Source organism: Alteromonas mediterranea DE (assembly GCF_000020585.3).
Classification (GTDB): domain Bacteria; phylum Pseudomonadota; class Gammaproteobacteria; order Enterobacterales; family Alteromonadaceae; genus Alteromonas; species Alteromonas mediterranea.
In genome coordinates this window covers 1,509,776-1,522,267 of the sequence record NC_011138.3, presented here as the reverse complement: position 1 = coordinate 1,522,267, position 12,492 = coordinate 1,509,776, and the positions used below count along the sequence as shown (strand labels likewise).

At 44.1% G+C, this 12,492-nt stretch carries 8 protein-coding genes, 8 tRNA genes and 1 pseudogene; 7 read left to right on the top strand and 10 right to left on the bottom strand.

Features of this window, described 5'->3' with window-relative positions; all coding sequences use genetic code 11:
- Positions 1 to 66: 66 nt before the first annotated feature.
- The 6 genes and pseudogenes from MADE_RS06930 to gltX form a co-directional block, all read right to left on the bottom strand.
- Positions 67 to 142 (bottom strand) — tRNA-Glu (locus tag MADE_RS06930).
- Positions 143 to 288: 146 nt separating this feature from the next.
- Positions 289 to 364 (bottom strand) — tRNA-Glu (locus MADE_RS06925).
- A gap of 141 nt (positions 365 to 505) precedes the next feature.
- Positions 506 to 581, bottom strand: a tRNA-Glu gene (locus MADE_RS06920).
- Positions 582 to 722: 141 nt separating this feature from the next.
- Positions 723 to 798, bottom strand: a tRNA-Glu gene (locus MADE_RS06915).
- Positions 799 to 944: 146 nt separating this feature from the next.
- Positions 945 to 1,020: transfer RNA gene (locus tag MADE_RS06910), tRNA-Ala, on the bottom strand.
- Positions 1,021 to 1,105: 85 nt separating this feature from the next.
- Positions 1,106 to 2,514: pseudogene (gene gltX, locus MADE_RS06905) on the bottom strand (glutamate--tRNA ligase).
- Positions 2,515 to 3,250: 736 nt separating this feature from the next.
- Here gltX and MADE_RS06900 point away from each other — a divergent pair.
- The 4 genes from MADE_RS06900 to MADE_RS06885 all read left to right on the top strand — a co-directional run bounded on the left by MADE_RS06900 (position 3,251) and on the right by MADE_RS06885 (position 5,432).
- Positions 3,251 to 3,326, top strand: a tRNA-Val gene (locus MADE_RS06900).
- A 36-nt stretch (positions 3,327 to 3,362) separates the two neighbouring features.
- Positions 3,363 to 3,438, top strand: a tRNA-Val gene (locus MADE_RS06895).
- 36 nt (positions 3,439 to 3,474) lie between these two features.
- A tRNA-Val gene (locus tag MADE_RS06890) sits at positions 3,475 to 3,550 on the top strand.
- A gap of 259 nt (positions 3,551 to 3,809) precedes the next feature.
- A complete protein-coding gene (locus tag MADE_RS06885; protein WP_012517949.1) occupies positions 3,810 to 5,432 on the top strand; it encodes a response regulator in 1,623 nt (540 codons plus the stop codon).
- Positions 5,433 to 5,477: 45 nt separating this feature from the next.
- Here the strand turns inward: MADE_RS06885 and MADE_RS06880 are convergent, their stop codons facing one another.
- Both MADE_RS06880 and moaA read right to left on the bottom strand, forming a co-directional pair.
- Positions 5,478 to 6,005 carry a GNAT family N-acetyltransferase gene (locus MADE_RS06880; protein WP_020744717.1) on the bottom strand — a complete coding sequence of 176 codons (528 nt, stop codon included), beginning with the start codon at positions 6,003 to 6,005 and terminating at the stop codon, positions 5,478 to 5,480.
- 130 nt (positions 6,006 to 6,135) lie between these two features.
- Positions 6,136 to 7,104 carry a GTP 3',8-cyclase MoaA gene (gene moaA / locus MADE_RS06875; RefSeq protein WP_012517947.1) on the bottom strand — a complete coding sequence of 323 codons (969 nt, stop codon included), beginning with the start codon at positions 7,102 to 7,104 and terminating at the stop codon, positions 6,136 to 6,138.
- A gap of 381 nt (positions 7,105 to 7,485) precedes the next feature.
- On the opposite strand from moaA, the gene MADE_RS06870 reads away from it, so the two are divergent.
- The 3 genes from MADE_RS06870 to MADE_RS06860 all read left to right on the top strand — a co-directional run bounded on the left by MADE_RS06870 (position 7,486) and on the right by MADE_RS06860 (position 9,917).
- Positions 7,486 to 9,294: an ABCB family ABC transporter ATP-binding protein/permease gene (locus MADE_RS06870; protein ID WP_012517946.1), complete on the top strand. Its 1,809-nt coding sequence runs from the start codon at positions 7,486 to 7,488 to the stop codon at positions 9,292 to 9,294.
- A 16-nt stretch (positions 9,295 to 9,310) separates the two neighbouring features.
- Positions 9,311 to 9,526: a DUF3820 family protein gene (locus tag MADE_RS06865; protein WP_012517945.1), complete on the top strand. Its 216-nt coding sequence runs from the start codon at positions 9,311 to 9,313 to the stop codon at positions 9,524 to 9,526.
- Between the two features lie 67 nt (positions 9,527 to 9,593).
- Positions 9,594 to 9,917: an O-fucosyltransferase family protein gene (locus MADE_RS06860; RefSeq protein WP_012517944.1), complete on the top strand. Its 324-nt coding sequence runs from the start codon at positions 9,594 to 9,596 to the stop codon at positions 9,915 to 9,917.
- 123 nt (positions 9,918 to 10,040) lie between these two features.
- On the opposite strand, the gene MADE_RS06855 is transcribed toward MADE_RS06860, so the two are convergent.
- Both MADE_RS06855 and MADE_RS06850 read right to left on the bottom strand, forming a co-directional pair.
- Complete coding sequence (locus tag MADE_RS06855) at positions 10,041 to 11,384, bottom strand: class II 3-deoxy-7-phosphoheptulonate synthase (RefSeq protein ID WP_012517943.1); 1,344 nt, start codon at positions 11,382 to 11,384, stop codon at positions 10,041 to 10,043.
- Between the two features lie 171 nt (positions 11,385 to 11,555).
- Entirely contained in the window at positions 11,556 to 12,491 is a 936-nt protein-coding gene (locus MADE_RS06850; protein WP_012517942.1) for an ABC transporter ATP-binding protein, read from the bottom strand.
- Between the last annotated feature and the right edge of the window lies 1 nt (position 12,492).

Here is a 12,492-nt window from a genome sequence, read left to right as displayed (position 1 = left end):
AGTGTCTGTCCACTTTGTCTTTGGACAGAAACAAAAAAACCAGCCGAATGGCTGGTTTTTTCGATATGGCGTCCCCTAGGGGATTCGAACCCCTGTTACCGCCGTGAAAGGGCGGTGTCCTAGGCCTCTAGACGAAGGGGACTGAAAACTTTAATTCGAAAGCTAAGCTCTCGATATTTTAGTAAATAAAGGCAAGCAGGTTGCTTATTTTACTAAACTTTCAGTCAGAAGTTGAATTAATCAACTCCAGCCTATTTCACAGTATTAACCGACTGTGACGCGATAAAATGGCGTCCCCTAGGGGATTCGAACCCCTGTTACCGCCGTGAAAGGGCGGTGTCCTAGGCCTCTAGACGAAGGGGACTGAAAACTTTATTTCGAAAGCTTGGCTTTCGATATTTTAGCAAATCAAGCTCGTTGCTTATTTTACTAAACTTTCAGTCAGAAGTTGAGTTAATCAACTCCAGCCTATTTCACAGTATTAATCGACTGTGACGCGATAAAATGGCGTCCCCTAGGGGATTCGAACCCCTGTTACCGCCGTGAAAGGGCGGTGTCCTAGGCCTCTAGACGAAGGGGACTGAAAACTTTATTTCGAAAGCTAGGCTTTCGATATTTTAGCAAATCAAGCACGTGGCTTTTTTTACTAAACATTCAGTCGGAAGTTGAGTTATTCAACTCCAGCCTATTTCACAGTATCAATCGACTGTGACGCGATAAAATGGCGTCCCCTAGGGGATTCGAACCCCTGTTACCGCCGTGAAAGGGCGGTGTCCTAGGCCTCTAGACGAAGGGGACAGAAATTTTGTTCAATGAAGCAAAGCTTCACTAAATTTCTGTAAGTGAGAGGTGAGCTCTGCGAACCGAGCGGCCTTATTCTTACTGAAATTTCTATCCAAAGTTTACTAAACTTCAGCCTATTTAAATCACAACTTAATGTGACTTGGTGGAGCCAGGCGGGATCGAACCGCCGACCTCCTGCATGCCATGCAGGCGCTCTCCCAGCTGAGCTATGGCCCCATCATGGTACCAGTCATTTTGTGTGACTGTTCCGTGACAGCGGGGCGCATTCTAGGCATCCCCCCCTGTCATGTCAACGCTTTTTTTATGAATTTTCTCTGTTTGCTATAAAAGTGAGCGCTTTGTCGATTCTCTCGCCAACTTTCTCTTTTGAAAGAAGGTTCAGCGTAACATCCAAAGACGGTGAATTACCGCCCCCGGTAACTGCTACACGTAGCGGCATACCTACCTTGCCCATACCTACTTCTAATTCTTCAGCGGTACTATTAATAGCGGCCTGAATATTTTCAGGGCTCCACTCTTCTATCGACATAAGTTTATCTTTAACAAGCTCTAATGGGCCTCGAGCGACCGGACGAAGGTGTTTTTTCGCCGCGTTCGCGTCAAACTCATCATAGTCTTGATAAAAGTACGTAGAAATCTCTGCCAGCTCTTTAAGAGTCTTTACACGATCTGCTTGAATAGCAATTACAGACTCAAGCGCTGGGCCTGCAGTTAAATCAACATTTAATGCATCAAAATGCCATTTTGCATGTGTTGCCACTTCGCTTGCTGGTAAACTTTTAATGTAATGTTGGTTCAACCAGATTAATTTTTCGGTATTAAATGCCGACGCAGATTGACCAATTGCATCTAAGCTAAACTTTTCAATCATCTCATCTACTGAGAAAACTTCCTGGTCACCATGTGACCACCCCAACCTAACAAGGTAATTCAATACCGCTTGTGGCAAGAAGCCGTCGTCTCGGTATTGCATTACGCTTACCGCACCATGGCGTTTAGACAACTTTTTTCCATCATCGCCTAAAATCATAGATACGTGAGCATAGTCGGGAATAGGCGCACCTAATGCTTCAAGAATATTAATCTGACGTGGCGTATTGTTAATGTGATCTTCACCACGAACAACATGGGTTATGCCCATATCCCAATCGTCAACAACAACACAGAAGTTATAAGTAGGCGTGCCGTCAGTACGTTGATGATCAGATCATCAAGCTCGGTATTACTTATCTCAATTTTCCCGCGTACATGGTCGTTAATAACCACCTTGCCTTCTAACGGGTTTTTGAAGCGAATAACGAAAGGCTGACCTTCTGAGTGATCTGTTCTATCTCTCCATGTCCCAGGGTAACGCGGTTTTTCTCCACGCTCTTTTTGAGCCTCGCGTATTGCATCAAGCTCTTCCGAACTCATAAAGCACTTATACGCCTTCCCTTCGTCCAATAGCTTTTGAATTAACTCTTTGTATCTGTCAAAGCGCTCAGTTTGATAAATAGGACCAATATCCCACGTTAAACCTAACCACAGCATTCCGTCCAGAATGGCTTGCTTTGCTTCTTCAGTTGAACGCTCAATATCTGTGTCTTCTATACGAAGAACAAATTCACCGCCTTTACTTTTTGCAAGAAGCCAAGAATAAAGCGCAGTTCGTGCGCCACCAACGTGAAGATAGCCTGTTGGGCTGGGTGCAAATCGTGTAACAACCGACATGGTCACTCTCTATAGTTAATGTGTTTCTAAAGTTGAGCGCATTCTACCAGTGTCCGCGCGACTTCAAAAGTAAGTTGAGAATAAGTAGAACAAGAAAACTTATAGAAATGAAAAATGAATGAAAAATGGACAGACACTCACTGCTATTTGTTTGTCGCTAAAAACTCTTGTCGAAGGCGGGCAGAGTATGAGTGTCTGTATTGGACAGTCACTCATATTCCTTATGTTTCTCTCGAGTTGTCTCAAGTTAAATGGTCTGGGAAACAGAAATCATGAAACGGACAGTCACTTCTATTCTCGCTAGAAGGTTTTTCCCTTCTTTTTCTTAAATTCAATTTAAACCGCAGGTTTGCAGTAATGTCTTAGCCGCACGTTGATATTGAACGGACATTCACTTTTAGTCTCATACTGTTATGCGCCGATTAAGTGTCTATCCGTTTTGACTACATTTTGAATTTGGGGTGAAATGAGTGTCTGTCCCTTTCGATTACTTTTGACTAAATATGTGTCTGTCCCTTTTCGATTATAAGTGTCTGTCCTTTTTTAATTTCTTTTTTAATTTGCTTTTTTAATTTGGGGTTAGTAAAACGCTGTTCTTTTCATCAATTTAGTCAAGATACCGTCAGAGTGACTAAAATTCGGGCACACAGTCATTTTTCTTTAATTTTCTTGTTGACACTAACGGAACCGACTCTATAATACCGCCCCACTTGCTTAGGCAAGGTTTTAAAAATATGGACGCTTAGCTCAGTTGGGAGAGCATCGCCCTTACAAGGCGAGGGTCACTGGTTCAAGCCCAGTAGCGTCCACCACTTCTTCACAGTGGTTAAACAGTGAAACCGAAATACGGACGCTTAGCTCAGTTGGGAGAGCATCGCCCTTACAAGGCGAGGGTCACTGGTTCAAGCCCAGTAGCGTCCACCACTTCCTCACAGTGGTTAAACAGTGATATCAAAATGCGGACGCTTAGCTCAGTTGGGAGAGCATCGCCCTTACAAGGCGAGGGTCACTGGTTCAAGCCCAGTAGCGTCCACCATCTCTTTAGAAATATCGACACCTCTGCTATATAATCAATCGAACAGTTATTCTTTTACTTCTGGCTACCGAATGCTAACTGCTTAGCTGATGTATTCACCGCGCGGTTGTAGCCCCTGCGAAGCCCGCAATATACCGACTTAATACTGGGCCAGATCCACCAACCACCTAATTATGCGATAGTCTTCATAAAGAACTATACTTAGAAAGCACACGCCGTGATAAGGTAATTAAACTGCTCTTCTAAAGGCTATAACTCAATGAAACTACACTTAGCGAAAAATACTAAGCTGTTAATTGCTGAAGACCAAGTGCTGGCAAAAAGTCATATGCACTATGCGCTTGAGCAGTTGGGTTTTAAGAACATGGACTATGTGGACAGGCCTTCGCAAGCGTTATCAGCTCTAAAAGAGTACGATTACGACGCCATCATTTGCTCGTATAACCTTCGCTCAGAGCAAGGTGGATATTATTTATTAGAGCAATTAAACGATGCCCACTCGTTACCACTTACCAGCGCATTTATTTTCACCAGCGCAGATACGTCGGCAGAAGTCGTACACGCCATTATTGAATTACAGCCAGACGAATTTATCGCCAAACCTTTTTCAGTCAACGAGTTAGATAGAAGGCTTTCGCGGGTTTTATCCAGAAAGAAAGCACTGAAAAACGTGTATGCATTTATGGACAAAAAGGACTACGAAAAAGCCCTGACTGAAGTTGAGTTCTTTTTGTTACAGCCTGAACATGCTGAACACTTTCCTCTAGCGATGAAAATAAAGGGTGATTTATTTTTGTTAACGCAGAGATACCAAGAAGCGGTCGCTTTTTTTGAATCCATCATTAACGTACAAGATTTCAACTGGGCGAAAATGGGAATTGCAAAAAGCCTTCTTGCGCTCAACGAACTTGATGACGCAGAAAGAGAAATTATTCAACTTGCCACCCGACCTGATTCTGCACTAGAGGCCTTCGACCTTCTCGCTACTCTCCAAATTAAACAAGCTGCTTTTGACGATGCTTTAGAATGCACATCGCTGGCTTGCACTATGTCTCCGCGCAATATTCCTCGCTATCAACAAGCGGTAAGCTTGGCGAGAATAACCCATGATTATGAGACCCAGTTTAACAGCGCAAAGAAAGCGGTACGTTACGCCCAAGGATCAATTCATGACAAGCCCGATATTTACTTAACCGCTGCCCGAGCCGGCGTTGATTTTGCCATGACATCTGAACCAGAACACGTAAATAACATTGTGAAACAAACCAATGAATATCTGCGCCAAATGAAAAAAGCGCATCCAAGAGCTGCGTTAAACGATGAGCTAGCCGTCATCGATGCGAGACTACACTACTTAAAAGATGACACAGCAAGAGCCCAGACGTTACTGTCAGAGTTTCACACCGACCACGCTCAGCTCCGTTCAACTGAAGCATTGCTAGATAGGGCAAAAGCCCTGCATGAAGTGGGAATGAAAAAAGAGTCTATTGCTATTTTAGATGCGATTTCGTCGAGAGAAGAAGAATCCCCAGGTGAAGTGAATTTAATGGCCGCGTATTTAAAGCAGGAAAAGGCAGAAAAAGAAGCCATCTCACTAAGCCCAAAAACATTGAACAATACTGCGGTTGCACAATACAAACGCGGCAATTTAGAGCAATCCTATAGCACTTTTGCGCAAGCATTTCGGGTAATGCCGAAAAACCCATCGATTGCCCTTAACTACCTTCAAGCCATTGTAAGAGCAAGGAAATCGAATACACCTATGCCCGCTGACACCCTATCTGAAATAAAGAAATGTCGAGAAACATTAGAAAGTGCAACCCTGTCAGACGAAAAACAATCTCGCTATGACAATGTAAAAAGTATTTTAAAAGGCGAGTAAAGGCTTCATCAAGATTACGCCACTTCGCCTCTTGTTAGGTATAAACTAGCTTGAATACACAACTACCGTTTCGTGGAACAGTTTATCTTTGTACTCTTGTTCATGACTAAAGGTCATACCGAGCTTTTTCATTATATTGATAGACGCGTTGTTTTGGGGGTTGGCAATGGCAGAAAACTTCTCTATCCCAATATCGTAAAGCGCTTCTTTTACTGCTTTAGCCGCTTCAGTGGCGTAACCTTTTCCCCATGTATGACGCTTAAAACGCCACCCTAACTCCATGTTGTCACTTTCGGGGTGTTGAGTAAAAAAACCAAAAGGACGAACTAGAATCCACCCAATACTTTCTTTTTCGGCTAACGTTTCAACACGCCATAGTCCCCACCCTAAGGCAGGATTAGAATAGGCTTGAAAACGGGGAACGAAAATATCTCGTATTTCTTCTTTTGAAGACTTTTTGCCACCGTTGATATATTTCATGACGAGCTCGTCTTGATCCAGCTCCCATAAGAAATCAGCGTCTTTTTCGGTGACGTAGTGATAGGAAAGACGCGCACTGTCCATGATATGCATAAACTTCCTTTATAGTTATTATTTTAATTATACTAACACCGCTGAATATAGCTTATTTTTACAACAAACCAAACAAATTCCCCATTTTTTTGTTCGTCTTCATTGCCCACTATCGAACAGCGCACTTGGCCTAACCACCTAGCATTGCAAGGTGCTTAGTGGCACCGGTTTTCCCTTCGTGCAAGTAATGTGTTTCGTGTTTTTGCCCCAGTACATTCTGCAGAAAAGTAACAACGTCATCTACATTGCCCTTTGCCAGCAACTGTCGCATATCTATGCCGTTTTCGCTAAACAGGCACAGGTGTAATTTGCCCGGCGCTGAAACGCGAAGGCGATTACACGTTTTACAGAAATCCTTGCTGTAAGGCATGATCAAACCAATTTTACCGGCGTAGTCAGGGTGATAAAACTCCTGCGCCGGGCCTGCATCTTTTCTACGCAACAACGGCTGCCACCCCATTTCTAGCAAGGTACTTTTTAGTGGAGACCCACTTTGGTGCTGTTGATTGAAAAATTGATTTAAATCACCGGTTTCCATTAACTCGATAAAGCGAAGGGTTACAGGCATATCTTTAAGCCAAGCGAGAAACCGATGTAGACGACTGTCAGAAAAGTCGTTTAGCAATACAGAATTCACCTTTACATCAAGACCTGCATCAATGGCTGAATCTAAACCGCGAAGTACAGCTTTAAGTTTATCTTGCCCAGTTATTGCAGCGAACTGGCGTGGATCTAAACTATCAATACTGACATTCACCTGGTGGAGTCCTGCGTCTTTCCATTGATGAGCAAACTTTTCCATTCGTGCGCCATGAGTGGTCATAGCAACACGTTTTATGCCAGGGGTGTTACTTGTTAAGTGCAGAATATCGAGGAAGTCTCTTCGCAGCGTAGGCTCACCGCCGGTTAAACGCACTTTAGACGTGCCTAATTTGGCAAAAGCTTTAAGCAGAGTATCTATTTCATTGAGCGACATAAACTGGTCGCTTGATGGGCCTTCATACCCATCAGGCAAACAATACTGGCACCGAAAGTTGCACGCTTCGGTCACTGACAAACGCAAATAGTGAAACTGTCTACCGAAACTATCTTCTAACAAACTAACTCCTTAACTTTTATGCGCGCAGCTTTTACCTTGTGCACGTCGTTGCCATCGCTTGAAGGCCAATAAATTATGCGGTTCTAACAAGGTAACTAAATTAAACTACCTGTTAGTGTACGCGCCGTAAAACGAAAATTAAACACATTCATCGCTATAAATAAGACCATTTTAATCTCTAGCCTATTTCTAAACGTACACTAAAGACGAGAAATCAAGCTACTATAACTAACTGCACTATATTTAAGGGCTCGATAATTAAGTACCCTAAATTATTGCCGTAGGGTCAAACATTCTACACAGCGTTCTAATCCAATACGCTATCTATGTAACGACTACTCATTGAATTACTATGAATCTAACAATAAAGCACACTTTAAAATGAGAAAAAACCGTTTTCCCACTAATCTCGACGAACCTGTTAAATGGCACGTCCTCTCACAACTTTGGCCCTATTTGCTTGAATTTAAACAACGGGTTTTTCTAGCGCTCTTGTGCTTGGTTGCAGCTAAGCTAGCCAGTATCGGCCTGCCCTATGTACTTAAATACACGGTGGATAGTTTAAATGGCGACGTTACCACATTGGCCCTTGCCGTCCCCGTTAGCCTTATCGTTGCCTACGGCACCTTACGGTTACTCAACGTTTTATTAGGCGAAGTACGCGACACCCTATTTGGCCGGGTTACGGAGCGTGCCATGCGCCGGCTTGGCTTGAAAGTATTCAAGCACTTGCATAACCTAGATTTGGGCTTTCACTTAAACCGGCGAACTGGAGGTCTTTCTCGTGATATAGAAAGAGGAACTAATGGGGTTAGCTTCCTTATGCGGTTTATGGTGTTCAATATCGTGCCTACCCTTCTAGAAATTGCACTGGTTGTAGGGCTGCTTCTATTCCAATTCGGTGTGTCATTTGCGCTCATTATCGTATGCAGTGTCATTGCTTACATTGGCTTTTCCATGAAAGCCACCGACTGGCGAACTCGGTTTGTTACTCAAATGAATGAAGCCGACTCAACCACCAACTCACGGGCAGTCGACAGCCTGCTTAACTTTGAAACCGTTAAGTATTTTAACAACGAGCGTTTTGAAGCTAACCGCTACGACACCGACCTCGCTAAATGGGAAAAGGCGCGAAGAAAAAATCGTTTATCGTTGTTTGCGCTTAATGGCGGCCAAGCGGCGATCATAGCAATAGCCATGACGTCTATGATGGCAAACGCCGCCTTTGGCGTAATGGACGGCGAAATGACGATAGGCGATTTCGTGCTAATAAACGCATTTACTATGCAAATATTTATGCCGCTGAATTTCTTAGGGTTTGTGTATCGAGAAATTCGCGGAAGCCTTGCTAATATCGATAAGTTATTTGACCTACTCGCTCAAACACCTGCAATTAGCGACGATGAAAATGCTATCGAGTTAAAGTGCGCCAACCCCGCACTGCGTTTTAACGATGTACATTTTGCTTACACCGAAAACCGCCCAATACTGAAAGGATTGAGTTTTGATGTGCCGCCAGGTGCCAAAGTAGCCGTGGTAGGAGAAAGCGGCGCAGGCAAATCAACGTTGATGAAACTTCTGTTCCGATTTTATGAGACTAATAAAGGTAAGATAACTATCGACGGCAAAGATATCACATCGCTAACCCAACAAAGCCTGCGCGGCCACATAGGTATAGTGCCCCAAGACACGGTGCTGTTTAACACCACCTTGCTTGAAAATATTCGTTATGGGAACCCAGACGCTACCGATGATGATATAAACAGTGTGCTAAAACTCGCCCACCTGCAGGCCTTCGTAGAAAGTTTACCTGAAAAGTTAGACACAACCGTTGGTGAGCGCGGGCTAAAATTATCGGGAGGTGAAAAACAGCGGGTAGCGATTGCTCGCGCATTGCTTAAAGGCGCACCTATTATGATTTTTGATGAAGCCACAAGCTCACTCGATAGTACCTCAGAACAAGCCATCCTTTCTGCGCTGTGTGACGCTGCGAAGGGCCACACAAGCTTAGTCATAGCTCATAGACTATCAACCATTGTGGATGCCGATAAAATATTAGTACTAAAAAACGGTACAATAGTAGAGGAAGGGACACACACTTCCTTACTGGAACGACAAGGTGAATACGCGACGCTATGGCAAACTCAACAGCGCGATAGTGAAGACAAAGTCAATGAAAGAACAACGTAGTAGAGGCCAACAGTAGATGGACCCAGCGCTTATAAAAGCAGCCGTTAACCAAGTTATGCCTTTCGGAAAATATGCAGGCAGACGTTTATTTCACTTACCTGAGCCATACTTGGTGTGGTTTCACAAACAAGGTTTTCCAAACAATAAACTTGGCGAGCAGCTCGCTTTAATGTACGAAATAAAGCTGAACGGATTAGAGTCGGTTGTAGCGCCACTGTTAGATGATGATTAAAAACCATCCTGAAAACGAAAAGCATTAAACACTCTATGTACAAACACCGTTAAATATAAGAAGAGTTATGTTTGCAAGACCAAGAAAACAGCGTCGAAGTGAAGTAAACGAACGTATCAAGAACATTCACAGCGCCATTGCTGACAAGCTGTTGTCACACCCTGAGCTTTTTGACCTGGCTGAACAAACCTTAGAGCAGCGCTATCAAAGTAAAATGATGCGTTACGGCAGCTACCTATTGTGGAAAGGGATTCTTGAAGCTCGCGATGAGCCTGCGGTATTTAAAACGCTATTATTGGCTGACGACGAACGAACCGCCAATTTAAGAAGGGAAACTATCTTCACCGGTATTTTAAGTGAAGAAGAAAGAAGTCACGTAATGAAGAAATAGTTCAGTATATTACTGGTGCTCCGCTATATGTAGGCTTAAACGCCATACAGCTTTGCTATTCTTTAACTAAGCGGCACCGCATTGATGCCGCTTTTTGCCATGTCTTATTTACTGATATTCGTGCTATGCGTTGCGCAAATGATCAGCAACCAAGAATGCCATTTCAAGCACCTGATCGGCATTTAAGCGCGGGTCACATTGTGTTTTGTACGCTTGCGCTAAATCGTCGTCACTGATTTGATATGCGCCACCGGTACATTCTGTAACGTGTTGACCGGTCATTTCAAGGTGAATACCACCGGCATGCGTGCCTTCCGCTTCATGAGCTTGGAAGAACTGTTTTATTTCGCGCAGAATCGAATCGAAGTTACGCGTTTTATAGCCGCTAGAAGCCGAGAAGGTATTACCGTGCATTGGATCAGAGCTCCATACAACATGGCGTCTTTCCGCTTTCACTTTGCGCAATAAGCGCGGCAGGTTGTCTGCCAAGTTATCAGCCCCCATACGCGTGATAAGCGTTAAGCGACCTGGGTCGTTTAATGGGTTTAGCGCATCAATCAAACGAATCAGTTCGTCTTCTTGCATGCTAGGACCCACTTTCACGCCAATAGGGTTATGGATCCCACGGAAAAATTCAACGTGTGCATGGTCTAGTTGACGGGTACGTTCACCAATCCACACCATGTGAGCCGAGCAGTCGTAAGGCTTACCCGTTAGCGTGTCTACACGCGTTAACGCTTGCTCGTAGTTAAGCAGCAAAGCTTCATGCGATGTAAATAGCGATGTTTCATGTAGCGTCGAGCTTGTCTGCGCATTAATGCCAATCACATCCATAAACTCAAGGGTATCTTGAATGCGGTTAGCCATATCTGAATAGCGATCTTTAAGCGGATTGTTTTCTACAAACGCCATGTTCCAGCGATTCACTTCGTGAAGGTCTGCCAAACCGCCCTGCGCAAACGCACGCAGCAAGTTCAAGGTAGATGCGCTGCGGTGGTACGCTTCTAACAAACGCTCGGGGTCTGGACGGCGAGCCGCTTCGGTGAACTCAAAATTATTAATGATATCGCCCCGGTAGCTTGGCAACTTAACACCACCACGGGTTTCAAAATCCGATGAGCGAGGTTTGGCATATTGACCCGCCATACGCGCAACTTTAGTAACCGGACAGCGGCCTGCAAACGTAAGCACAATCGCCATTTGCAGAATTACTTTGAAGGTATCGCGAATTTTTGGTGCGTTAAACTCGTCAAACGACTCGGCGCAATCACCGCCTTGCAAAAGAAACCCTTTACCTAAGCTGACTTCACCAAGCTGACGTCTAAGCTCACGGGCTTCGGCAGCGAATACCAGCGGAGGATATGAACTGAGTGTTTGCTCTACTTCTTTTAAACGTACTTTGTCTTCGTACTCTGGTTGTTGAAGAATAGGTTTATTTCTCCAACTGTCTACTTGCCAATTACTCAACGGTGTTCTCCTGATTAAAATAACGTAGGGCAAACGTTTTACTAAAAAAGGTTTATCTATAATAAAAATAGACTGTAACGCACTGAACTAAAAGTTCTACAGCGCGCTTTATTCTTCAGCCTAATGAAAAAATGGAGCTAAATAAATGCTGACAGCACTTTATCACATTTACTAAAGGGAAATAGGTGCGCAAACTTGAATTTCTAGAAAGTTATCGTGCTTGCTTATAGCAAAATGACATTCAAAGACTTTTTCCAGAATGTTTTGTGTGGCTACCGCTCGGGGCTCACCTGCAGCGAACACCTCACCTTTGCGCATAATCCATAAGCTATCGCTATAATTAGCACTCAATGCGATATCATGGGATGTCATTAATATTGTGTTTCCTTTAACGCACAGTGCTTTTACAAGGCTAGCAAGTGCGTACTGGTGTCGAATATCAAGCCCTTGTAAGGGCTCATCTAGCAGTACTATTCCCTCACCGCGCTCTAGCTGCGGCCAAATTTGTAGTAATGCACGACAAATCTCTACGCGCTGACGCTCGCCCCCAGATAGCCGGGTGAGTATCTTATCGAGAAACCCTGATACCTCTAGCGCTTTCTCTAAAAGCGCAGGAACGAATGGGCGTTGCTGAATAACAGTATAAAAGCTCAAATACTCTTTTACCGTTAAATGAAAGCTGCTTTCACTGTGCTGTGCCAATACCGTGCGCACACTAGAAAGGCTCGCTAGCGTCCAATGGCTCATTGGCTTGTTGTAAAGGGAAACCTCACCAGCATCGGGGTTGATTAAACCTGCCAGTGTAAGTAGAAGCGTAGACTTACCCGCCCCGTTAGGACCTATAATATGAATGCATTCGCCTTTACGGGCTTCAAGCTTCTTGACGAAAAGACGTGCAGCCACATTTACATTGGTAACACTTAACACGTGTTCACATCGTTCTTCGGTGCTATTTTTCAACCCATTTTCTGAAAGGTAACTAAAACCACTAGCATTAGGGCCACTAGCTTCACTAGCGTTATCGTCGTAAGCGCTGACTTGCGCGCTTTTTCGATCATGTTGGCCTTTGGGCAGCAGTTTTTTTGATGGCGTATTTCGTGTTGTCATC

What these genes read in the sequence shown, in the direction of transcription:
- MADE_RS06885 (WP_012517949.1), top strand. Translation starts at nt 3,810, where the DNA reads ATGAAACTACACTTAGCGAAAAATACTAAGCTGTTAATTGCTGAAGAC.
- MADE_RS06880 (WP_020744717.1), bottom strand. Translation starts at nt 6,005, where the DNA reads ATGCATATCATGGACAGTGCGCGTCTTTCCTATCACTACGTCACCGAA.
- MADE_RS06870 (WP_012517946.1), top strand. Translation starts at nt 7,486, where the DNA reads ATGAGAAAAAACCGTTTTCCCACTAATCTCGACGAACCTGTTAAATGG.
- MADE_RS06865 (WP_012517945.1), top strand. Translation starts at nt 9,311, where the DNA reads ATGGACCCAGCGCTTATAAAAGCAGCCGTTAACCAAGTTATGCCTTTC.
- MADE_RS06860 (WP_012517944.1), top strand. Translation starts at nt 9,594, where the DNA reads ATGTTTGCAAGACCAAGAAAACAGCGTCGAAGTGAAGTAAACGAACGT.
- MADE_RS06850 (WP_012517942.1), bottom strand. Translation starts at nt 12,491, where the DNA reads ATGACAACACGAAATACGCCATCAAAAAAACTGCTGCCCAAAGGCCAA.